Below are 22,537 nucleotides of genomic sequence, written 5' to 3'. Positions count from 1 at the left end.
CGGTACGAACGGACGTCCGCCGAAACCTCCTAGGGTCGCCATGAACGAAGCGATCCTAGGAGGCGAAGTATGCGGACACTCTTGCGTGGCGGTCGTGTCGTCGATCCCGCGACGGGCTTCGACGGTACGGCCGACGTGCTGGTATCCGACGGGGTGGTCACCGCCGTCGGGGAGGGTTTGACCGCCGAGCCGGGCGACGTGGAGATCGACGTCCGCGGGCTCGTCGTCGGACCGGGTTTCATCGACCTGCACAGCCACGTGCACACCATCGCGGGCCAGCGGCTGCAGGCGATGGACGGGGTGACGACCGCACTCGACCTCGAAGCCGGGCTGATGCCGATCGAGCGAGCGTATGCCGAGGCGGCCGCGGCGGGACGGCCGCTGCACTACGGGTTCTCCGCGTCCTGGGGTGCCGCGCGGGCGCAGGTGCTCGCCGGGATCGAGCCGGACGCGAATATCGACAGCGGTTTGGCGGTCCTCGGAAACCCTGTCTGGCAAAGGACGTCGTCGCCCAAGGAACTCGCCGCATGGCTGTCCCTTGTGGACGGTGAGCTGGCCGCCGGTGCGCTCGGCGTCGGCGTGCTCCTCGGCTACGCGCCCGACACCGACCCCGGCGAGTTCCTCGCGTTGGCCCGGCTGGCCAAGGAGGCCGGGGCGCCGACCTACACCCACGTCCGTGAACTGGTCGAGGTGAATCCGGAGACGCCCATCGACGGCTCGGCGGAGATCGCGATCGTCGCGGCCGAGACCGGCGCGGCGATGCACCACTGCCACGTGAACAGCACCTCCGGCCACCAGATCGAGCGCGTGCTCGCGGCGCTCGAAGCCGGGCGCGCGGCCGGGTCGCGGGTGACCGTCGAGGCCTATCCGTACGGGGCGGGCAGCACGGGGATCGGCGCGGCGTTCCTCTCACCCGAACGCCTGAAGATGAAGGGCCTGTCCCCGTCCAGTGTGATCATGCTGGAGTCGGGGGAGCGGATCGCCGACGAAGGCCGCCTGCTCCAGGTACGTGCCGAGGATCCCGGCGCGCCGTGCATCCTGGAATTCCTCGACGAGAGCAGCCCGCACGACCTCGGCCTGCTGCACCAGGCGCTCGCGTTCCCGGACGCCATCGTCGCCAGTGACGCGCTGCCCGTGTACTGGAAGAACGGCACGAGCGAGAGCACCGAATGGCCGTTGCCGCCCGGCGGCGCGACGCATCCGCGCACAGCGGGGACGTACGCCAAGACGTTGCGGCTCATGGTGCGGGAGAGCAAGGCCTGGACGTGGCTGGAGGCGTTCCGGCGCTGCTCCTACCTGCCGGCCCGCGTACTCGACGAGGTCGCTCCCGGCGCGCTGGCGAAGGGACGGCTGAACGTCGGGGCCGACGCCGACATCGTCGTCCTCGACCCGGAAACCATCACCGACGCGGCGACCTACTTCGACTCGACCAGGCCGTCGGTCGGCGTCCGGCACCTGTTCGTCTCGGGGGTCCCGGTCGTCACCGACGGGAATCTGCGCACGGATGCGTTTCCCGGCAAGCCGTTGCGGGGTGAGCCTCGATGAGCGACCTGCTCGCCGACATCGAGACGCTCGTGCGCTGCGAGTCGCCGTCGTCGGATCACCAGGCGGTGGCCCGCAGTGCCGAAGTGGTGGCCGAGGTCGGACTGAGGCTGCTCGGTGCGGAGCCCGAGCGGATCGTCGTGGACGGGGTCACCCATCTCCGCTGGCGATTCGGCGACGGCCCGCCCCGGGTGCTGCTGCTCGGTCACCACGACACGGTGTGGCCCCACGGTTCGCTGGAGACACATCCGTTCTCGGTGCGGGACGGGGTGCTGCGCGGCCCCGGTTGCTTCGACATGAAGGCGGGCGTCGTGATGGCGCTGCACGCCGCGGCGACCGTTCCCGACCGCGACGGACTGTCCATTCTGGTCACCGGTGACGAGGAGATCGGTTCGCCGTCGTCCCGTGCGCTGATCGAGGAGACCGCGGCGGGCTGTGACGCGGCGTTCGTGCTGGAGGCTTCGGCCGACGGCGGTGCGCTGAAATGCCGCCGCAAAGGCGTTTCCCACTACCGGGTCGAGGTCGTCGGCCGCGCCGCGCACGCCGGCCTCGAACCGGAGAAGGGCGTCAACGCGGGAATCGAGATATCTCACCAGATCCTCGCGGTGGCCGCGCTCGCCGACCCCGCGGCCGGGACGAGCGTGACACCCACCGTCGTCTCGGCGGGAACGACCGTCAACACCGTGCCCGCCGCCGCGAGCGTGGCCGTCGACGTCCGCGTATGGGACGAGGCCGAGCAACTCCGCGTCGACCGGGCCATGCGGGCACTCCCTCCGGTACTGGAAGGAGCCGAGGTCCGGGTGACCGGCGGGATCAACCGGCCGCCGCTCGAAGCCGGCTCGTCGGCCGGATTGTTCGCGCTGGCCCAGGACCTGGCGGACGAACTCGGCCTCGGGGAACTGACCTCGGCGTCGGTCGGTGGCGCGTCGGACGGCAATTACACCGCGGGTATCGGGATTCCCACGCTGGACGGTCTGGGCGCCGTCGGGGGCGGGGCGCACGCGGATCACGAACACGTCGTCGTCGCGGAACTGCCGCGCCGCACCGCTTTGCTGGCCGCACTCGTGGAGAACGTGCTCGCGAAACGGGATCCGTCCGGTGCGACGAATCGCGCGGGCGAATCTGGTACGGCACAACGGTGACTCGGCCGTCGTGCGGGGAAAGGATTGTCCCGTGACGAATCTTGCGACGAACGCGGAAAGCCTCGCGTCGGCGGAGGTACGCGACGAAGCCGTCGCCGCCGCGCGGGCCGCGGCCGCGGCTTCGGGCGTCGAAATCCGCGAACTCACCGAAATCGCCGAGCTGGCCGCGGTGGTCGGCCTGTTCGAGTCCATCTGGCGATCGGCACCCGGCGCGCGGCCGGTGAGCACGGAACTGCTCCGCGCGATGTCCAGCGCGGGGAACTACGTCGCGGGCGCCTTCGAGAACGGTGAGCTGCTGGGGGCTTGTTTCGGATTCTTCGGGAGTCCCGGAAAGGCGAGTCTGCACAGCCACATCGCCGGTGTCGCCAAGGCGGGGGCAGGCCGCGGGATCGGGCACGCGCTCAAACTGCACCAGCGCGGGTGGGCCCTGCTCCAGGACGTCTCGGTCATCACCTGGACGTTCGACCCGCTGGTGCGCCGCAACGCCTATTTCAACCTGGGGAAACTCGGCGCGCGCCCGATCGGCTACCTGCCCGATTTCTACGGTCCGATGGAGGACAGCATCAACGGCTCGGGCGACACCGACCGGCTGATGGTCGGGTGGGATCTCAAAAGCCCGGAGGTCCGTGCCGCCGCCTTCGGAGAACCCGTCCTCATCGACGCCGAAGCGCTGGGCGCGGTGAAGGCGCTCACGGTCGACTCCGACGGCGGCCCGAGCATCGGTTCGGCCGACGCGCCGACCGTGCTCGTCGCCGTCCCGCCCGACATCGAACGGTTGCGCCGCACCGACCCCGGTCGCGGCACCGCGTGGCGCGCCGCCCTGCGTGAAGTCCTCGGTGGACTGATGGCGGACAACGCCCAGGTCACCGGTTTCGATCGTGCCGGCTGGTACGTGATCTCGAAGGAGCAGTCGTGAAACTCAGCGGTGTGGAACTGCGCCGGATCCGGATGCCGCTCGTGGCCCCGTTCCGGACGTCGTTCGGAACGCAGTCCGAACGGGAACTGCTGCTCGTCCGCGCGGTGACGCCGGCGGGTGAGGGCTGGGGCGAATGCGTCGCGATGGAGGCGCCGCTCTACTCGTCGGAGTACAACGACGCCGCCGAGCACGTGCTGCGCACCCACCTGATCCCCGCCCTGCTGGCCGCGGAGGACGTGACCGCGTACAAGGTGACGCCGTTGCTGGCGAAGTTCAAAGGGCACCGGATGGCGAAGGGGGCGCTGGAGATGGCGGTCCTCGACGCCGAACTCCGCGCGCACGAACGGTCCTTCGCGGCCGAGCTCGGGTCCACACGCGACTCCGTGGCCTGCGGGGTCTCGGTCGGGATCATGGACTCGATCCCGCAGCTGCTCGACGTCGTCGGCGGCTACCTCGACGAAGGCTATGTCCGGATCAAACTGAAGATCGAGCCGGGCTGGGACGTCGAGCCGGTCCGTCAGGTACGTGAGCGCTTCGGTGACGACGTGCTGCTCCAGGTCGACGCGAACACCGCGTACACCCTGGGCGACGCGCCCCTGCTGTCGCGGCTCGACCCGTTCGGGCTGCTGCTGATCGAGCAGCCGCTCGAAGAGGAGGACGTGCTCGGCCACGCCGAACTGGCCAAGCGGATCCGGACGCCGATCTGCCTCGACGAGTCGATCGTCTCGGCCAAGGCCGCCGCGGACGCGATCAAGCTGGGCGCGTGCCAGATCGTCAACATCAAACCGGGCCGCGTCGGCGGTTACCTCGAAGCCCGCCGGGTGCACGACGTCTGCGCGGCGCACGGCGTGCCGGTGTGGTGCGGCGGGATGATCGAGACCGGACTCGGCCGCGCGGCCAACGTCGCGCTGGCCTCGCTGCCCGGTTTCACGCTGCCGGGTGACACCTCGGCCTCCGGCCGGTTCTACCGCACCGACATCACCGAGCCTTTCGTGCTGGACGCCGGGCAGCTGCCGGTACCGACCGGACCGGGGCTCGGCGTGACTCCGATTCCCGCCATCCTGGACGAGGTCACCACGGAGAAAACGTGGATCGGTTCGTAGCGCGCCACGAAATCCGGGGTTAGATTTGGTCGGATTGAACCAGTCGGTTCCGTGAGACCGGGTTTAACTTCGGGGGGTGCTGACACCGGTGCCCAGCAAGCCGCATACGAGCTTGGGACGCGTCCTCGAAGACCTCGGGGACGTGCTCCTGGAGCCGGTCGCGGTCGGCCGGACCACCCGCAAGCAGCTGGGCGGGGTGGTCATCCACGATCCGCACGACGAATCCGAAATCCCTGGCGGGGCCGTCGTGCTCGGCGTCGGGGTGCGGGATCGGGACGAGATCGTCCGCCTCTTGCACGACGTGGGTGCGCGAGGCGCGGCGGCGCTCGTCGTCCGGTCTCCCGTCACCCCGGCGCCGGAACTCCGCCGTGCCGCGGACTCGTCCGGGGTCGCCCTGCTCGGCCTCGCGCGCGGCGCGTCCTGGGCACAGCTCGCCGCCATGCTCCGGACCTTGCTGGCCGAAGAGGACGTCGGCGAGGTCTCACCCCAGACGCTCGGCGGAATGCCGTCGGGAGATCTCTTCGCGCTGGCCAACGCGATCGCCGCGCTCATCGACGCGCCGGTGACCATCGAGGACCGCAGCAACCGGATCCTCGCGTTCTCCGGGCGCCAGGACGAAGCGGACCCCTCCCGGGTCGAGACCATCCTCGGCCGTCAGGTGCCGGAGCGGTTCGCCCGCGGCCTGGAACGGGACGGCGTCTTCGAACGGCTGTACCGCGACCACGCGCCCGTGTATGTCGATCCGCAGCGGTACGACGACAACGAGATCGCGATCCCGCGCGTGGCGTTCGCCGTCCGCGCCGGCGACGAGGTACTCGGGTCGATCTGGGCCGCGGTGCGGGAACCGCTCAGCGAAGAGCGGACGCAGGCGCTGATCGACGCCGCCAAACTCGTCGCGCTGCACCTGCTCCGGCTGCGTGCGGGCGCCGACGTCGAACGACGGCTGCGCGCGGACCTGGTGAGCACGGCGCTCGAAGGCGGGGCCGGCGCGCCGGAGGCGATCGCCCGGCTCGGCCTGCTCGGCCAGCCGTCGATCGTGCTCGCCATGGGCCTGCTCGGCGCGCCCGATCCCGAGGACGATCTGAGGCTGGTCGCGGACCGTCAGCGGGTCGCCGACGCGCTGGCCATGCACCTGAGCGCCGTCCAGCCCCGGTCGGCCGTCGCGCTGGTCGGCGACGTCGCCTACGGAATCCTTCCGATGCCCGGCGGGCACGCCGACTGCCAGGAGCGTTCGGTGCGGGTCGCGTCGACCTTCCTGGAGCGCACGGGACGCCGGGCGGCGGCCGCGATCGGCATCGGACCCCTCGCGCTCGACGCGTCCGGGCTGCACGCCTCCCGCGACGGCGCGGACCGGGCGTTGCGCGTGCTGCTCACCAACGGCGGCGCCAAACGCGTCGCGACCGCGGACGACGTCCACGTCGACGCGCTCATGCTCGATCTGGCCGATCTCGCCGCGGCCAGGGGAGACGTCGCGACAGGACCTGTCGCGCGGTTGCTCGCGTACGACGCGCAGCACCAGTCACAACTGGTGCACACCCTTCGATGCTGGCTCGACGCCTTCGGTGACATCGGCGCCGCGTCCGCGTCGGCCTACGTCCATCCGAACACCTTCCGCTACCGGCTGCGGCGGCTCGCCGAGGTCGGCGAGATCGACCTCGACGACGCGGGGGAGCGGTTCGCGGCGATGCTGCAGTTGCGGCTGCTGCCCCGTGACGCGCGGACCGGACCGCCGGGCCCCGAAGACTGACGTTGGTCCTCCGGCCCGAAACGACGGCCGATGTTCGTGTGATCGCACGAACTCCGCTCGACTGCCGCGTTTCAGAATGAGTGATCGGCGCCACGCTCGCGTCGTTCTCCTTTTCTCCCCAAGTTTCCGCGGAGGCGCCATGACGGCAGTGGTCAACGAGGACACCTGGACAGCACGGCGGATCAACCGGACGGCGCTCATCACGATGGTGGTGATGGTGTTCGCCTGGGCGGTCGACTACATCGACCGGTTCTCGATCGGGATGGCGCTGCCGATGATCGGCGCCGAATTCGAGCTCAGCAAGACCCAGCAGGGCTGGCTCGTCACCGTGTTCGCGCTGGTGTACATGGTCTGCCAGATCCCGGCGGGTTTCCTCGCCGACCGGTACGGCTCGCGGGGGCCGATGCTGGCCACGCTGCTGCTCTGGTCGGCGTTCACGGCGATGACCGGGATGGCGGGCACGTTCGGCATGCTGCTCGTTGTCCGCGGCCTTTTCGGTGTGTGCCAAGGACTTTTCCCGGCGGCCTCGTTCAAGGCGATCGCCGAACGGACCACGCCCGGCAATCGCGCGACAGTGACCGGTGTGATGCTGTCCGCAGGCGGGATCGGGGCGGGGCTGGCGCCGTTGATCGTCGGCCCGCTGCTGATGGCGGTCGGCTGGCGGCACACGTTCTTCTGGATGGCGGGTGTCGGCGCGATCATCGGCGTGGTCGTCTGGACGCTGCTGCCCAAGGCGCTGCCCGAAAGGCTGAGCAGCCTTCCGCGCGACGAGGCCAAGACCCCGGAAGTCTCCCGCAAGCAGGTGCTGAAGTCCTTTGTGGTCTGGAAGTTCACGCTGTTGTTCTGTGCCACCAACATGCTGAACTACGGCCTGATCACCTGGGTGCCCAGCTATCTGCTCGAGGCGCGGGGTCTGACGCTGAACCAGACCGGTGTGCTCGCGGCGATCCCGATGCTGGTCAGCATCGGCACCACCATCCTCGGCGGCTGGCTGTTCGACCGCTACTTCCATGACCACGGCCGGTGGTACCTCAGCTCGATCGCGCTGGTGACCGTGGTGCTGCTGATCCTTATGGTGTCCGCGGAGACCACGGCGGAGTTCACCCTCTACGAGACGCTCGCGCTCGCGGTGTTCGGCATGGCGACGATGGCCGTCTTCGGACTGCCGCTGCGCGTGCTGCCCACGGCGGTCACCGGGATCGGGATGGGAGTGATGAACTTCGGCGGCCAGGTGGCGGGCGCGGTCGCGCCGGTGGCCATGGGCTGGCTCGCCGACGCGTTCTCCTACACCGCGGCGTTCGGTTTCCTCATCGGCACGACGTTCCTCACCGCCGTGATGGCGTTCTGGGTACCGCAAAACCCGGCGCAGTTCACGTTCTCCCCGGCCGGTTCCCGCTCGGCGTCGTGAGTGCGCCGGATCGCTGATCGAAGCATGTCGCGAAAGCCACTTTCGGGACATCTGACATCGCGAAAGTGGCTTTCGCGACACGGCAGGCGACGGCCGGGGCGGAGTTCGGCGACCGGCCGCGTGAACCCATCCGACGGCGTTGCGAAAGCCACTTTCGCAACCGTCAACGTTGCGAAAGTGGCTTTCGCAACACCCTCCCGGCCCCCAGCACCACTCACGACCCCAACACAGACAAGGAGTTCCATGTCTACCGCGTCCCAAGTCACCGAAAGGATCAACGAGCGCGCGAAGGAGGTCGGAGTCCGGGTCCGGCTGCACGCGGCCGAAATCGACGGCTCCCGGAGGATCGGCGTCGACGAACACGCCCCGGTCGTCACGGCGTCGGTCTTCAAGGTCCCGATCGCGCTCGAACTGGCGAAGCAGGGAGCCGAGGGCGCGCTCGACCTCGGCGAGCGGATCACCGTCCCGCCGGGGCATCCCACGCCCAGCCCGTACGGTCTGGCCACCTTCCGGCACGAGATCACGATGTCCTGGTACGACCTCGCGATCCTGATGATCGGGATCAGCGACAACGTCGCCACCGACCTGATCCTCGAGCGCGTCGGCAAGGAAGCGACCGAGAAGACGTTGCGAGACCTCGGTTTCGAGCACACCACCGTTTCGCAGGACTGCGGTGAGGTGCTCCGCGGTATCGGGGAAGACCTCGGGATCTCCTACGAGGACGACGAAAGACTGCTGACCGAGCTCCCGATCGAGCGGATCAAGGCGTTGCGCGCCCTGCAACCGGAGCACAGTTGCGCCACGACCGCGGAGGAGATCACCCGGCTGCTCGGGCTCATCTGGCGCGACGAGGCGGCGGCTCCGGCAGCGTGCGCGGACGTCCGGCGCTGGATGGACCTCCAGGTGTGGCCGCACCGGCTGCGGTCAGGCTTCCCGGACGACGGGATCCGCGTCAGCGGCAAGACCGGGACCCTGCCGTCGGTGCGCAACGAGGTCGGCGTGGTCGAGTACCCGGATGGCGGCCGTTACGCGGTAGGGATTTTCACCGACGCGGTCGACGGGCGGTCGCGCGTGCCGGAGCGGGACGCGTTCATCGGTTTCGCCGCGGCACAGGCCGTCGAATGGCTCAGGCTTCCCGAGGCCGACCGCGAATGATTCGTCCGCCCGGATGAATTTTCCCGCCGCTCTCGTCGTTCCGCACGAACCGGTGACGCCCGTCACCGGCCTAGCATTCCGGGAACCGCCGGACCACCCTTTCCACGGACAAGAGGTGCGCATGTCGAAACTTTCCGAAATCGATACCTGGCTCGCGGAGAACTTTTCCGCCCTTCTGGAGAGGCATCAGGTGCCCGGCGCCGCCATCGCGGTCTTCGCGAACGGCGAGGTCATCGACCACGCGGCCGGAATCCTGAACAAGAACACCGGTGTCGAGTCCACAGTGGACTCCGTATTCCAGATCGGGTCGATCACCAAGGTGTGGACCACCACCCTGGCGATGCAGCTCGTCGACGAAGGCAGGCTCGACCTCGACAAGCCGGTCCGCGACTACCTTCCCGAGTTCACCCTCGCGGACGACGACGCGGCGTCGCGGATCACGGTGCGGCAGCTGACCTGTCACACCTCCGGATTCGAGGGTGACATCTTCACCGACACCGGGCAGGGCGACGATTGCGTCGCGAAGCTCGTGGCGACGCTTTCCGACGTGCCCCAGCTGTTCCAACCGGGGGAGATGTTCTCCTACAACAACGCCGGGTACTGCGTGCTCGGCAGGATCGTCGAAGTCCTGCGCGGCAAGTCCTACGATGACTGCCTGCGCGACCATCTCTTCACGCCGCTCGGCCTGACCCACGCCGCGGCCGGGCCCTACGACGCGATCCGGTACCGCGCGGCGATCGGGCACCTCCAACCGAAGCCGGACGACGAGCCGGTGTCCGCGCCCGCCTGGGCGTTGACGCGGTCCAACGTGCCGGCGGGTTCGCATCTGGCGATGCGCCCACGCGACCTGCTGACCTTCGTGCGCATGCACCTCAACGAAGGCCGCGCGGACGACGGCACCCAGGTCCTGAAGCCCGAAACCGCCCGCGCCATGTGGGAACGCCAGGTCGAACTGCCCTACCTCGGCTTGATGGGCGGTGCGTGGGGCCTCGGCTGGATGATCTTCGACTGGGACGGCGGCCCGGTGATCGGGCACGACGGCGGCACCATCGGCCAGTCCGCGTTCCTGCGCGTGGTGCCGGGCAGCAACGTCGCGGTGGCCCTGCTGACCAACGGCGGCAAACCGCTGCACCTGTACCTGGACGTCTTCCGGAAGGTGCTGGGCGACCTCGCCGGCGTCGAGGTCCCGCCGCTGCCGGAGCCGAACGCCGCGGAGGCGCCGGCGGACCCGTCGCGCTATGTGGGCGAGTACTCGTCGCAGGTGGCGGACATCGTCGTCACGCAGGACGAAGAGGGTGGCCTGTGGCTGGAACGCACGATGAAGGGCATGTTCGCCGACCTCGGTTCGGCGCCGGAGAAGACCAGGCTGCTGGGCTACAAGGGCGACACCCTGGTCGCCGAGCACGACGGCCTCGGCCTGCACATGCCGCACGCGTTCGTCGGTGACGACGGCACCGGCCGGGCGTTGTTCGTCCACACGGGACGGGCCGACCGCCGGGTGGCCCGGTGACGGCGATCGCCGACGAGATCGAGGCCGTCTTCGCCGAGGCGGGGGCGCGCGGATTCGTGCACGCGCGCGAGATCGGCGTCCCCGACGGCCCCGAAGTCGGTGTCGGCGCGGACGATCCGGTCGTGCTGGCGTCCGTGTTCAAGATCCCGGTGGCGGTCGCCTTCGCCCGTGAGGTGGCCGCCGGGCGGATCGACGAGACCGAGCGGACCCGCGTCACCGCGCGGTACCGGATCGGCGGGATCGGGACCGCCGGCTGCGCGGACGACGTCGAGATGAGCTGGCGCGACCTCGCGCATTTCATGCTGACGATGAGCGACAACGCCGCGACCGACGTCGTCTACCACCGGGTCGGGCAGGAGGCCGTCGACCGGGTGCTCACCGACCTCGGCCTCGCCAGGACACGGCTGGTCGGCTGCTGCGAGGACCTGTTCGCCTCGGTGATCGCCGATCTCGGCGCGAAACCGGACGACGACCTGGAAGCCGTCTTCGCCGCGGCGACCGAAGAGCAGATGTGGAAGCTCTCGGTGCTCGACCCGGAACGCACGACGTCGTCGACGCCGAGGGAGATCACCGCGTTGCTCGACGCGATCTGGACCGACCGCGCGGGCGACCCGGCCGCCTGCGAACGCGTGCGGACGATCATGGCGCAGCAGATCTGGCCGCACCGGATCTCGTCCGGTTTCCCCTCGGGGGTCGCGATCGCGGCCAAGACCGGGACGCTCCCCGCCGTCCGCAACGAAGCGGGGGTGGTGACCCATGTGGACGGTCGCCGCTACGCCGTCGCGGTGTTCACCCGCGCCGAATCCCTCGCCGACCGCCAGCCCGCGGTCGACTCCGCCCTCGGTGAGGCCGCCCGCCTCGCCGTCGATCACCTCCGTGCGCAGACCGTGACCCAGTAGGAGAAACCGCATGAAGAAAGCCCGGCTCACCGCCGCGATCACGAGCGTGGTGGCCTTGACCGTGAGCGCGTGCGGGGGGACGTCGCAATCCGGCCAGGACCGGACCGCGAACCAGAAATTGACCGAGGGCAAGACCTTCACGATGGCGATCGGCACCGATCCGGGAGCACTGGACCCGGCGATGACCGTGCTCTCGGTCGCGCTCGACATCGGGCGCTACCTCTACGACAGCCTGATCAACCTCGACGAGGCGGGCAAGCCGATCGCCGGCCTCGCCGAGAAGTGGGAGGCCACCACGACCACGGCCTCCTTCACCCTGCGGAACGGGATCACCTGCGACGACGGCACGCCGCTGACCGCGAGCGACGTCGCCGCGAACGTCAACTTCGTCGGCGATCCCGCCAGCAAGTCGCCGATGTCCGGGCTCACCGTCGCGCCGGGGACCAAGGCGACCGCCGACGACGCGGCACGGAAGATCACGCTCACCAGCGGTGCGCCGGACGCGTTCCTGCTGCGCAACGTCGGCGGCCTGCCGATCGTGTGCGGCAAGGGCGTGACCGACCGGCAGGCGCTGGCCAAGGGCAAGTACGGCACCGGCATGTTCACCATGACCGAGATCGTGCCGAACGACCACTACACCCTCACCCGGCGCAAGGATTACGCGTGGGGGCCGGGGGATTGGCAGCGTGAGCAGCCCGGACTGCCGGAAAAGGTGACCTTCCGGGTCATCCAGAACATGACGACCGCCGCGAACCTGCTGCTGTCCGGTGAGCTCAACGGCGCCCGGATCACCGGCCAGGACCAGCAGCGGCTGCGTGCCCAGAAGCTGTTCAACGGCGAGCAGGTCGTGCCGATGGGCGAGATGTTCTTCAACCAGGCACCCGGCCGGGCGGGAGGTGACCTGGCCGTGCGTCGCGGACTGGTGCAGGCACTCGACCTCGCCCAGATCGGCAAGGTGCTCACCAGCGGCTCCGGGGCGCCCAGCCAGGGGATGGTCACCACCGAACCCAGGGCGTGCGCCGGGGACGCGGTGGCGGGCAAACTCCCCGCGTTCGACGTCGCCGCCGCGAAGTCGGCCCTCGACGCGGCCGGCTGGAAGCCGGGAGCGGACGGGGTGCGGGTCAAGGACGGCAAACGGCTCGCGCTGACCGCCATCTACGGCACGCAACTCGGGCCGACGATGGCGCCCGCGGCGGAACTGATGCAGCAGTCGTGGAAGGCCGTCGGCGCCGATGTGACGCTCAAGGGCCTCGACAGCCCGGGGACCAGCCAGGTGCTCTTCAACACCGGCGAGTGGGACATCTCGCTGGCACCGGTGACCTTGCTGCTGCCGAGCCAGGTCGGCCCGTTCGTCTCGGGACCGAAACCGCCGGCGGGCACGAACTTCGCCCATATCGAGAACGAGAAGTACACGTCGCAGGCCGCGCAGGCGGCGCAGATGTCCGGTGAGTCGGGCTGTGCGACCTGGCTCGCGGCGGAACAGGCGCTCATCGAGCGGCTGGACGTCGTGCCCTACGTCAACTCGGTCATCCCGACCTTCGGCAGCAACGCGCGGTTCAAGGTCATCTTCGGTTCGGTGGAGCCCTCGTCGATCCGGATGTACAGCTGATGGCCGTCTCGGTCGCCCCGGCCGGATTGCGCGGCAACCCCTGGCTGTCGTTCGCCGTGCGCCGCCTCGGCCGGTTCGCGATCTCGTTGTGGGTCCTGATCACCACGGCGTTCCTGATGATCCAGCTGATCCCGGGCGACCCGGTCCGGGCGGCGCTCGGGCTGACCGCGCCGGTCGAGCTGGTGAACGCTCGGCGGGCGGCGCTCGGCCTCGACGATCCACTGTGGCTGCAGTACGTCCACTACCTCGGCGGACTGGTCACCGGTGACTTCGGGACGTCGATGACGAGCGGGCAGCCGGTCTCCGAGGTGATCGGCGACCGGCTGCCCGCCACCCTCGAACTGGCGTTGCCCGCCTTCGTCGTGGTCATCGCGGTCGCGATCCCGCTGGGCCTGCTGTTCGCCGTGCTGACCCGCGGCGGACGCCGTCGGGGCGGCGAGCTGGCGTTCACCTCGACGACCGTGCTGCTCGCGGCCATCCCGGAGTTCCTGCTCGCTGTGGCGCTGGTCGCGTTCTTCTCCGTCCAGCTGGGCTGGTTCCCGGTCGCCGGGAACGCGGACGCGAGCTCGTTCGTGCTCCCGGTGATCGCGCTGGCGCTCGGCCCGGCGTCGGTACTCGCCCGTATCGTCCGGGTGGAGACGCTTTCCGTGCTGGGCAACGACTTCATCCGCACCGCGCGGGCGAAACGGCTGCCCGCGAGGCTGGTCTACCTGCGGCACGCGCTGCCGAACGCGTTGACCGCGACGCTCACCATGGGCGGGCTGATGCTGACCGGCATGGTCGCCGGGACGGTGCTGGTGGAGAACGTCTTCGCCTGGCCGGGCCTCGGTTCGACCATCGCCCAGTCGATCCTGCAGAAGGACTATCCGCTGGTGCAGGGGATCGTGCTGGTCTACGGCATCGGGGTCCTGCTGGTGAATCTGACGGTGGACGTGCTGCTGGCCGTCCTCGATCCGCGTTCGACGATCCGGGAGAACTGAGATGGCGAAATGGTTCGCGGCCCTGCGCACCCCGGTCGGCGCGTTCGCGGCGGCCCTGCTGACGCTGGTGCTCGCGCTCGCGGTGTTCGCGCCGATCCTGTGGCACGACAACGCTTTCGCGATCGACACGAACGCCATCGGGCAGGGACCGTCGGCGGCGCATTGGCTGGGCACCGACGACCTCGGCCGCGACATCCTCTTCCGCGTCCTGGTCGCGACCCGGCTCTCGGTCCTGCTCGCGGTGCTCGCGACGGTGATCGGAGTGGTGAGCGGGCTCGTGCTCGGCACGTTGCCCTCGCTGCTGCCACGCCCCGCCGCACGGCTGGTGACGTCCGCGGTGAATATCGCGGTCGCGTTCCCCGGGCTGTTGCTGGTGTTGTTCTTCTCGGTCATCTTCGGGGTCGGGACGCACGGTGCGGTGTTCGCGGTCGGTTTCGCGCTGGCACCGGCGTTCGCGCGGCTCGCGCAGACACTGTCCGCCTCCGTCGCGGGGCAGGACTTCGTGTCCGCCGCCCGGATCTCCGGGGTCGGCCGGATACGGTTGCTGTTCCGGCACATCCTCCCCAACATCGGCGAACCGCTGGTGGTGAACGCGACCATCGGCGCGGGTGCCTCCCTGCTGGCCTTCTCCGGGCTGTCGTTCCTCGGCATCGGTGTGCAGGCACCGGATTACGACTGGGGACGGCTGCTCGGCGAAGGGCTCAACGGGATCTACGTCAACCCGGCGGCCGCGCTCGCGCCGGGCGTGGCCGTGGTGCTGGCGGGGCTCGCGTTCAACCTGGTCGGTGAGACCGTCGCCGGGGTGATCGGCGTCCGCACGGGGCTTCGCAAACTCGCGCCGCGGCCGGTCACGCCCGCCAGGGAGGCCGCCGCCGACGACCGCGACGACTCGGTGCTGGTGGTGGAGAACCTCCAGGTGGCGTTCCCGCGTCCGGCGGGCTGGACCGTTCCGGTACGCGGGGTGAGCTTCACCGTCCGGGCGGGCGAGGCGATCGGGGTCGTCGGTGAGTCGGGCTCGGGGAAGAGCCTGACCGGGCTGGCGGTGTCACGGCTGGTCGAGGCACCGGCCGTGGTCACCGCGGACAAACTCGAATTCGCCGGGAAACCGGTACTGACGACGCCGGAACGGGAGCTGCGCGGGCTGCTTGGCACCTCGCTGGCGATGGTGTTCCAAGATCCGATGACGTCGTTCAACCCGACCAGGCGGATCGGCCGTCAACTGGCCGAAGTCGCCGAGCAGCACCAGGGACTTCCGCGTGCCAAGGCCTTCGAGCGCGCCGTGGACCGGCTGCGCGCGGTGCGGATCCCCGCCGCCGAACGCCGCGCGCGGCAGTATCCGCACGAGTTCTCCGGCGGGATGCGGCAGCGCGCGATGATCGGTATGGGTCTGATGGGCGACCCGAAGCTCATCATCGCCGACGAGCCGACCACGGCGCTGGACGTCACCGTGCAGCGGCAGTTGCTGCGGCTGCTGGCGCGGACCAGGGCCGAGCGGGACACGGCGATCATCCTGATCAGCCACGACATCGCGGTCGTTTCGCAGACTTGCGAGCGGATGCTGGTCATGTACGCGGGCCGGGTGGTGGAGGATCTGCCGTCCGCCGCGACGCCGCGGCATCCCTACACGCGGGCCCTGATGGCCGCGACGCTCGACCTCGAAACCGATCGTGAGGCTCCGCTGGCGGTGATCCCCGGCCGTCCGCCGGAGCCGGATCGCGTGCCCAACGGCTGCGCTTTCGCCGACCGGTGCCCGTCGGCGACCGACCGGTGCCGCCTCGAAGACCCGGCGTTGGAGCGCGTGGACGACGAGCATCGCGTCGCCTGCTGGTATCCCGCGCCGCTTTCCCAGCCCGCCAAGGAAACCGTGACCGCCGGAGGTGCGGAGTGAGCGATCTCGTGTTCGACGCGGTGAGCGTGCGGTACGGCGGCAGGCGCGGACTCACCGCCGTCGACCGGGTCGGCCTGACCGTCCCTTCCGGACAGGTCGTCGGGCTCGTCGGTGAATCGGGCTCCGGGAAATCGACGCTGGCCCGTGCCGCCGTCGGGCTCTCGCCGATCAGTGCCGGACGTGTCCTGCTGGGTGGCGTGGACGTGCGCAAGCTGCCCCGGCGTCCTCCTTTGCAGATGGTGTTCCAGGATCCGTATTCCTCTTTGGACCCCCGGATGAGCATCGGGGAGTCGATCACCGAGGCGATCCCGCGCGGCGTCTTGCTCGGCCGCGCCGCGCGCCGGGACGAGGTCGCCCGGCTCCTGGAGCTGGTCAATCTCGACCCCGAGCGGGCGGCCCACCTGCCGGGGCAGTTGTCCGGCGGCCAGCGGCAGCGGGTGGCGCTCGCCCGCGCGCTGGCCGGACGGCCGGAGGTGCTGATCGCGGACGAGATCACCTCCGCGCTCGACGTTTCGGTGCAGGGAGCGGTGCTGAACCTCGTCCGGTCGGTGCAACGGAGGCTGGGCCTGTCGATGCTGTTCATCTCGCACAACCTCGCGGTGATCCGCTATCTCAGCGACATCGTCGCCGTGATGTACCTCGGCCGGATCGTCGAGGTCGGCCCGGCCGAACAGGTGCTCACCGATCCGCAGCACCCGTACACCCGGGATCTGCTCGCCGCGGCGCCGTCGGCGACCGGTTCACTGCTCGACGTCGGTGACGCGAGCGAGACCGCCGACGTCGAACCCGCCGACCCGCACCAGCCGCCGGCCGGATGCCGCTACCACACCCGCTGTCCGGTCGGCCCGCTCGTGCGGACCGGCCGCGAACTCTGCCTCCAGGCGGACCCCTCGAAAGACTCGGCACACCGACGTCATTCGGCGGCCTGCCACTTCAGCGAAAACGAGAGCCACCAGCTCACGATCTCCAGAGGAGCAAGCGCATCATGACCCGACGTCTCGGTCTCGACGACCTGTACGACATCGCCGTCCCCAGCCAGCCTTCGCTTTCCCCGGACGGCGACCGGATCGTCTACGTCCTGCGCACCGCCGACCGCGACGAGGACCGGAACGTCTACACGCTCTGGGAGGTCGGCGCGACCGGAGGCGAAGCGCGGCAGCTCACGCGCGGAACCGCCGACATGGCACCGAAATGGGCGCCGGACGGCACGCGGATCGCGTTCCTCCGTGCCCAGGACGGACCGCCGCAGGTGTGGTTCCTGCCGTCGTCGGGCGGGGAGGCCGAACGGATCACCGAACTCCCGCTGGGGGCGGGTGCCCCGGTCTGGAGCCCGGACGGCGGCAAGATCGCGTTCTCGGCCGCGGTCGACCTCGCGGGCGGTGAACTGGCGCCGAACGCCCCCGTGGTGGCCGACCGGCTCGACTTCAAGGCCGACGGCGCCGGGTTGATCAAGACCATCCGCAAACATCTGCACGTCCTCGACGTCGCCACCCGGGAAGTCCGGCAGGTGACCTTCGGCGATTGGCACGCGGGGGAACCGGCCTGGTCGCCCGACGGAACCCGGCTGGCCTTCTCCGCCGGGCGTGACGGTGATGCGGATCTGACCTTCCGCTCCGGCGCCTACGTGCTCGACGTGACCACGAAGACCTCCGAGCCGCGGTTGATCGGCTCGGGCGAAGGGATGGCGGGCACGGTCGGCTGGACCGCCGACGGCACCGCGCTGCTGGTGGTCGGCAGGCCCGACACCGAGGTCGGGCACCTGGGGCTGTGGCGGGTACCGCTCGACGGTGGCGATCCGGTCGACCTGACCGCCGCGCTGGACAGGAATGTGATGTCCGGCGGCCCCGGCTATCCGGGAGCCCTGCCGCAGGTGACCGAGGACGGCGCCGTGCTGTTCGGCGTCCGCGACCGCGGGTGCACTCATCTGTATAAAGTGGACACCGAAGGCGGGACGCCGCGCGCGGCGCTGGCGGGCGCGGACCGCGTCGTGTCCGGAATGGACATCGCGGGCGGGCGGGTCGTGGTCGTCCTGGCCACGGGCACGTCGTTCGGTGAGGTCACCCTCGTCGACTCGGCCACCGGCGCGGTCGACGTGCGGACGAAGCACGGCGAGTCCGACATCGAGCTTTTCCGCCACGAGGAACGGGAATTCACCATCGGCGACGGCACCGTCGTCCACGGCTGGCTCCTGCGGGACCCGTCACGAACCGGTGCGGCGCCACTGCTGCTCGACATCCACGGCGGGCCGCACAACGCCTGGAACGGCGCGGCCGACTCGATCCACCTCTATCACCAGGAACTCGTGGCACGAGGCTGGGCGGTGCTGCTGCTCAACCCGCGCGGCAGCGACGGCTACGGCGAGGACTTCTACACCGGCGCCGTCGGCGCGTGGGGGGTCGCCGACGCGGCCGACTTCCTCGAACCTCTCGATCACCTGGTCGCCGAAGGGATCGCCGACGCGGACCGGCTCGCCGTGGCGGGCTACAGCTACGGCGGGTTCATGACCTGCTACCTGACCAGCCGCGACGACCGCTTCGCCGCCGCTGTCGCCGGCGGTGTGGTCAGCGACCTCACCAGCATGGAAGGCACGTCCGACGCCGGGCACTACCTGGCCGTCGGCGAGCTCGGCGGTTCGGCTTGGGACAAGGAGAACGAGCGGTTCTCGCCGTTCGCCCGCGTCGCCGACGTGCGGACGCCGACGCTCGTCGTCCAAGGCGCGAACGACGACCGGTGCCCGGTCGGTCAGGCCGAGCAGTGGTTCGGCGCCCTGCGTGCGCGCGGTGTCCCGTCGCGGCTGGTGCTGTACCCGGACGCCTCGCACCTGTTCATCCTCGATGGCCCGCCCTCGCAGCGCGTCGACTTCAACCGGCGTGTCCTCGAGTGGGTCGAGCAGTACGCCGCGCCCGCGGACGGGGTGTCGCGGGTGCCGATCGAAGCGGCGCACTGGCGGCGACGGCTGGCCGAACTCGCGCGCAAGCACCGCGTCCCCGGAGCCGCGCTGGGCATCACGCGCGTCGGCGATGACGCGGAGGTCTTGGCCTCCTACGGCGTGCTGAACACGAAGACCGGCGTCGAGGTCACCGAGGATTCGGTGTTCCAGATCGGTTCGATCTCCAAGGTGTGGACCGCGACCGTGGTCATGCAGCTGGTCGACGAAGGTGTTCTCGACCTCGACGCCCCGATCGCCGACGTCGTCCCCGAGCTGCGGCTCGCCGATCCGGACGTCGCCAAGCAGGTGACCATGCGGCATCTGCTGACGCACACCAGCGGGATCGACGGGGACGTCTTCACCGACACCGGCCGGGGCGACGACTGCCTCGAACGCTATGTCGAAATCCTCGACCAGGCCGCGCAGAACCACCCGCTCGGCGAGACGTTCTCCTACTGCAACTCGGGTTTCGTGCTCATGGGGCGGGTGATCGAGAAGCTCACCGGGCAGACCTGGGACGCCGCGATGCGGGAGAAACTGTTCGCGCCGCTCGGTCTCACCCACACCGTGACGCTGCCCGAGGAAGCGCTGCTGCTCCGTACCGCCGTCGGGCACGTCGGTGGCGCGGACGAAGACCCGAAACCCGCGCCGGTCTGGGGATTACCGCGGAACATGGGCCCGGCGGGCCTGATCACCGCCACCGCCAAGGACGTGCTCGGCTTCGCGCGGCTCCACTTGGCCGGCGGTCTCACCCCGTCCGGTGAACGGATCCTGACCACGGCGTCCGCCACCGCGATGGCCGAGAAGCACGCCGACCTGCCCGACAAGCACTCGCTCGGTGACTCCTGGGGCCTCGGCTGGATCCGCGACGAATGGAGCGGACGACGGGTCATCGGCCACGACGGCAACACGATCGGGCAGTCGGCGTTCCTGCGGCTGCTGCCCGATCAGGGGCTCGCCGTCACGTTGCTCACCAATGGTGGCAACGCTCGCGACCTGTTCGAGGAGCTGTACCGGGAGATCTTCGCCGAACTGGCGGATGTGGCGATGCCGCGGCCGTTGACGCCGCCCTCGTCTCCGGTCACCGTCGACGGTTCGAGGCACGTCGGCGTCTACGAGCGGGCCGGGGTGCTGATGGAGGTACTGTCCGAAAAGGACGGACTGCGGCTGCGGCAGACCGCCACGGGCCCGCTGGCCGAGCTGATGCCGGAGAAGACGATGGAATTCGACCTGGTCCCGGTGACCGATTCGCTCTACGTCTGCCGTGAGCCGGGCGCGCAGACCTGGATGCCGGTCACGTTCTACACGTTGCCGACCGGTGAGCCGTACATGCACCACGGCGTGCGCGCGACGCCGAAGGTGTCCTGAAAGCAGTCGGCCCGCCCGGACTTCCGGGCGGGCCGAAGTGTTCAGGCCCTGCGCCGGGCGACGTAACGGACGATCAGCAACACGATGCACACGACCGCGACGGCGCCCGCGATCGTGCGGAAAGTCCAGTCCAGCCCCGCGAACTGGCCGATCGCGTTGACGGCCGAGCTGACGAGGAGGACGAGCCAGAGGGAGGCGGTGACGAGCGTGCCGCCGGCGTTTTTGGTGTCGTTCATGGGAAAGACGCTATGGTCCGGCGGATCGGGGAACCAGGGGAGTGACCCCCGTCGTGGGGTGGTGCCAGCGCTACCGCGCCTGCCGGGTCATGTTCGCCATCGACGCCATTGACGAGGTCCTCCCTTGATCAAGCTCCGAGACGCGTGTGGCCCTCGACGGCGCCTGGCACGCCGAGCAGCCAACCTAGGACCGGTCAGGTGAATCGAGCGGGTAGGCCGCGCCACGAAGAGATTCCGGCCCGCCCTTACCACTCACGAGGGCGTCAGCCTTTACCGCCCAAGTAGGCCAGCACCGCCAAGACCCGCCGATGCCCGCTGTCCTCCGGCAACCCGAGCTTCGCGAAGATGTTCCGGATGTGCTTGTGCACCGCGCCGTCGCTCACCACCAGCAGTTCGGCGATGGTGGTGTTGTTGTAGCCCTCCGCCATCAGCCCGAGCACCTCGCGTTCGCGCGCGGTCAGCCCTTCGAGCGGATCGGTCGCCCGGCGGTGCGCCATCAGCTGGGTGATCACCTCGGGATCCATCGCCGTCCCGCCCTTGACGACCCGGTCCAGCGCGTCGAGGAACTTCTCGACCTTCCCCACCCGCTCCTTGAGCAGATACCCGACGGCACCCTTGCCGTCGGCCAGGAGTTCCGCGGCGTAGCCGGTTTCGACATGCGCGGACAGCACGAGCACGGGCAGCCCGGGGTACATCTTCCGCGCCTTGACGGCCGCGCGGAGGCCCTCGTCGGTGTGGGTCGGCGGCAGGCGGACGTCGGTAATAACCGCGTCGGGCCGGTCCTTGGTGACCAGTTCGTGGAACTCCTCCACATCGTCCACCGCGGCGACGACATCGATGCCCGAGGTGTTCAGCAGCATCACCAGGCCTTCGCGCAGCAGCGCGTCGTCCTCGACGATCACGACCCGCATGGCAACTCCACTTTCAGTACGGTCGGCCCACCGGCGGGGCTCGACAGTTTCAAGGTCCCATCGAAGGCCTCGGCCCGCTTGCGGATCCCGGACAGGCCGCTGCCCGCGGCTTCGTCGGCGCCGCCGTGGCCGTCGTCGCGGATTTCGATGAGCAGGGTGTCGGCGGTGCCGTCGAGGGTGATCCAAGCGTGTTCGGCGCCGGAATGCTTGGTGATGTTGGCCAGCATCTCGGCGACGACGAAGTAGGCGGCCGCTTCGACGGCGGCGGGACGGCGGCTGCGGCTGCGAACGTCCACAGTGCACGGAACCGGGCAGCGGTCGGCCAGCGCGGTGACGGCGCCGTCGAGGCCGCGGTCGGTCAGCAACGGCGGATGGATGCTGCGCACGACGGTCCGGAGTTCGGCGAGCGCGCCGGTCGCGGTGTCCTGCGCCTTGCCGAGCAGTTCCCGTGCCCGCTGCGGATCTTTGTCGAAGAGCGAATCGGCGATCCCCAGCTGCAGGACCACCGCGGCGATCCTCGCCTGGGTCCCGTCGTGCAGATCGCGTTCCAGCCGACGGAGTTCGGCGCCGTGGGCCTCCAGCGCGGCGGCCCGCGACGCGGCCAGTTCGACGACGCGGTCGGTCAGCACCACCCCGGGCGCCGGCCCGAGCAGCCTGCGCGCGATGGAAGCCTGCCAGCGAGCCAGACGGGGATACAGGAACAGGAGCGCGATCATGCCGGCGCCGGTGACCGCGCTGAGCGCCGCGAGCGGCCACGACGTGACCATGAACCCGAGCGAGCTTTCCACTCCGCCGGGCACAAAGGGCCAGATGAACGCCGTGACGATCTGGCGGACCCCGCCGAGCGGGAAGGCGATGGCGAAGATGCCGATGAGGAAACCGGTGGCGGCGTGGAAGGCGAGCCAGGCCAGATCCCGTCGCGAGGCAGGGTCGGTCACCGGGTTCCCGGATCGGTACGGCTCGGGGATGGGCTCGTCCAGCAGGCGGGCCGATCGCCGTCGTTCGAAGTTGACCGGATACCTGATCAGCCTGAGCGCGTGCGGCACCGCCGGGATCCCGACACCGAACGGGCACATCATCAGCACGAACAGCATGCCGACGAGGACGAACCAGGAGACGATGGACGAGGCCGCGCCGACCGCCAGGTACCGGATCGCGGACCAACAGGACCGGAGCCGGGTGATCACCCCGTCA

General features: G+C 69.9%; 17 protein-coding genes. 14 read left to right on the top strand and 3 right to left on the bottom strand.

Annotation, left to right across the window (positions count from 1 at the left end):
- Positions 1-69 precede the first annotated feature (69 nt).
- The 14 genes from ED92_RS15700 (at position 70) to ED92_RS15635 (ending at position 20,196) form a co-directional block, all read left to right on the top strand.
- Positions 70-1,545, top strand: a complete 1,476-nt coding sequence (locus ED92_RS15700; RefSeq protein ID WP_037338557.1) for an amidohydrolase family protein — start codon at positions 70-72, stop codon at positions 1,543-1,545.
- The gene (locus tag ED92_RS15695) at positions 1,542-2,684 is read left to right on the top strand and encodes a M20 family metallopeptidase (protein WP_037338556.1); all 1,143 of its coding nucleotides are present in this window, start codon (positions 1,542-1,544) and stop codon (positions 2,682-2,684) included. Before ED92_RS15700 ends, ED92_RS15695 begins: the two co-directional genes overlap by 4 nt.
- A gap of 31 nt (positions 2,685-2,715) precedes the next feature.
- Positions 2,716-3,600 (top strand): hypothetical protein, encoded by an 885-nt coding sequence (locus ED92_RS15690; RefSeq protein WP_037338555.1) that lies wholly within the window; start codon positions 2,716-2,718, stop codon positions 3,598-3,600.
- Positions 3,597-4,703: an o-succinylbenzoate synthase gene (gene menC, locus ED92_RS15685; protein ID WP_037338551.1), complete on the top strand. Its 1,107-nt coding sequence runs from the start codon at positions 3,597-3,599 to the stop codon at positions 4,701-4,703. The genes ED92_RS15690 and menC overlap by 4 nt, the downstream gene beginning before the upstream one ends.
- 76 nt (positions 4,704-4,779) lie before the next feature.
- Entirely contained in the window at positions 4,780-6,450 is a 1,671-nt protein-coding gene (locus tag ED92_RS15680; RefSeq protein WP_037338548.1) for a CdaR family transcriptional regulator, read from the top strand.
- Between the two features lie 139 nt (positions 6,451-6,589).
- Positions 6,590-7,858, top strand: a complete 1,269-nt coding sequence (locus tag ED92_RS15675) for an MFS transporter (RefSeq protein WP_037338545.1) — start codon at positions 6,590-6,592, stop codon at positions 7,856-7,858.
- Positions 7,859-8,101: 243 nt separating this feature from the next.
- On the top strand, positions 8,102-9,013 hold the full coding sequence (locus tag ED92_RS15670) for a serine hydrolase (RefSeq protein WP_037338542.1): 912 nt from the start codon (positions 8,102-8,104) through the stop codon (positions 9,011-9,013).
- A gap of 121 nt (positions 9,014-9,134) precedes the next feature.
- A complete protein-coding gene (locus ED92_RS15665) occupies positions 9,135-10,523 on the top strand; it encodes a serine hydrolase (RefSeq protein WP_037338539.1) in 1,389 nt (462 codons plus the stop codon).
- A complete protein-coding gene (locus ED92_RS15660; RefSeq protein WP_037338537.1) occupies positions 10,520-11,422 on the top strand; it encodes a serine hydrolase in 903 nt (300 codons plus the stop codon). Before ED92_RS15665 ends, ED92_RS15660 begins: the two co-directional genes overlap by 4 nt.
- Positions 11,423-11,432: 10 nt before the next feature.
- Positions 11,433-13,031: an ABC transporter substrate-binding protein gene (locus ED92_RS15655; protein ID WP_037338534.1), complete on the top strand. Its 1,599-nt coding sequence runs from the start codon at positions 11,433-11,435 to the stop codon at positions 13,029-13,031.
- Positions 13,031-14,011: an ABC transporter permease gene (locus tag ED92_RS15650; RefSeq protein WP_037338531.1), complete on the top strand. Its 981-nt coding sequence runs from the start codon at positions 13,031-13,033 to the stop codon at positions 14,009-14,011. The genes ED92_RS15655 and ED92_RS15650 overlap by 1 nt, the downstream gene beginning before the upstream one ends.
- Position 14,012: 1 nt before the next feature.
- On the top strand, positions 14,013-15,899 hold the full coding sequence (locus ED92_RS15645) for a dipeptide/oligopeptide/nickel ABC transporter permease/ATP-binding protein (protein ID WP_037338529.1): 1,887 nt from the start codon (positions 14,013-14,015) through the stop codon (positions 15,897-15,899).
- Positions 15,896-16,888, top strand: coding sequence for an ABC transporter ATP-binding protein (locus ED92_RS15640; protein WP_037338526.1), 993 nt, complete (start codon positions 15,896-15,898; stop codon positions 16,886-16,888). Before ED92_RS15645 ends, ED92_RS15640 begins: the two co-directional genes overlap by 4 nt.
- Complete coding sequence (locus ED92_RS15635) at positions 16,885-20,196, top strand: serine hydrolase (protein ID WP_037338523.1); 3,312 nt, start codon at positions 16,885-16,887, stop codon at positions 20,194-20,196. The genes ED92_RS15640 and ED92_RS15635 overlap by 4 nt, the downstream gene beginning before the upstream one ends.
- A 41-nt stretch (positions 20,197-20,237) precedes the next feature.
- On the opposite strand, the gene ED92_RS15630 is transcribed toward ED92_RS15635, so the two are convergent.
- The 3 genes from ED92_RS15630 to ED92_RS15620 form a co-directional block, all read right to left on the bottom strand.
- Positions 20,238-20,432, bottom strand: coding sequence for a hypothetical protein (locus ED92_RS15630; protein ID WP_037338520.1), 195 nt, complete (start codon positions 20,430-20,432; stop codon positions 20,238-20,240).
- Positions 20,433-20,695: 263 nt separating this feature from the next.
- Positions 20,696-21,343, bottom strand: coding sequence for a response regulator transcription factor (locus ED92_RS15625; protein ID WP_037338517.1), 648 nt, complete (start codon positions 21,341-21,343; stop codon positions 20,696-20,698).
- Positions 21,331-22,530: a sensor histidine kinase gene (locus ED92_RS15620; protein WP_037338515.1), complete on the bottom strand. Its 1,200-nt coding sequence runs from the start codon at positions 22,528-22,530 to the stop codon at positions 21,331-21,333. The genes ED92_RS15625 and ED92_RS15620 overlap by 13 nt, the downstream gene beginning before the upstream one ends.
- Positions 22,531-22,537 lie beyond the last annotated feature (7 nt).

This window comes from Amycolatopsis sp. MJM2582 (genome assembly GCF_000754115.1).
In the GTDB taxonomy this organism is placed as follows: Bacteria; Actinomycetota; Actinomycetes; order Mycobacteriales; family Pseudonocardiaceae; genus Amycolatopsis; species Amycolatopsis japonica.
This window is presented reverse-complemented; position numbering and strand designations above follow the sequence as displayed.

Excerpts from the sequence above, each read along its gene's own strand:
- ED92_RS15635 (WP_037338523.1), top strand. The coding sequence starts at position 16,885 with ATGACCCGACGTCTCGGTCTCGACGACCTGTACGACATCGCCGTCCCC.
- ED92_RS15625 (WP_037338517.1), bottom strand. The coding sequence starts at position 21,343 with ATGCGGGTCGTGATCGTCGAGGACGACGCGCTGCTGCGCGAAGGCCTG.
- ED92_RS15700 (WP_037338557.1), top strand. The coding sequence starts at position 70 with ATGCGGACACTCTTGCGTGGCGGTCGTGTCGTCGATCCCGCGACGGGC.
- ED92_RS15665 (WP_037338539.1), top strand. The coding sequence starts at position 9,135 with ATGTCGAAACTTTCCGAAATCGATACCTGGCTCGCGGAGAACTTTTCC.
- ED92_RS15675 (WP_037338545.1), top strand. The coding sequence starts at position 6,590 with ATGACGGCAGTGGTCAACGAGGACACCTGGACAGCACGGCGGATCAAC.
- ED92_RS15645 (WP_037338529.1), top strand. The coding sequence starts at position 14,013 with ATGGCGAAATGGTTCGCGGCCCTGCGCACCCCGGTCGGCGCGTTCGCG.
- ED92_RS15655 (WP_037338534.1), top strand. The coding sequence starts at position 11,433 with ATGAAGAAAGCCCGGCTCACCGCCGCGATCACGAGCGTGGTGGCCTTG.
- ED92_RS15630 (WP_037338520.1), bottom strand. The coding sequence starts at position 20,432 with ATGAACGACACCAAAAACGCCGGCGGCACGCTCGTCACCGCCTCCCTC.
- ED92_RS15670 (WP_037338542.1), top strand. The coding sequence starts at position 8,102 with ATGTCTACCGCGTCCCAAGTCACCGAAAGGATCAACGAGCGCGCGAAG.
- ED92_RS15650 (WP_037338531.1), top strand. The coding sequence starts at position 13,031 with ATGGCCGTCTCGGTCGCCCCGGCCGGATTGCGCGGCAACCCCTGGCTG.
- ED92_RS15695 (WP_037338556.1), top strand. The coding sequence starts at position 1,542 with ATGAGCGACCTGCTCGCCGACATCGAGACGCTCGTGCGCTGCGAGTCG.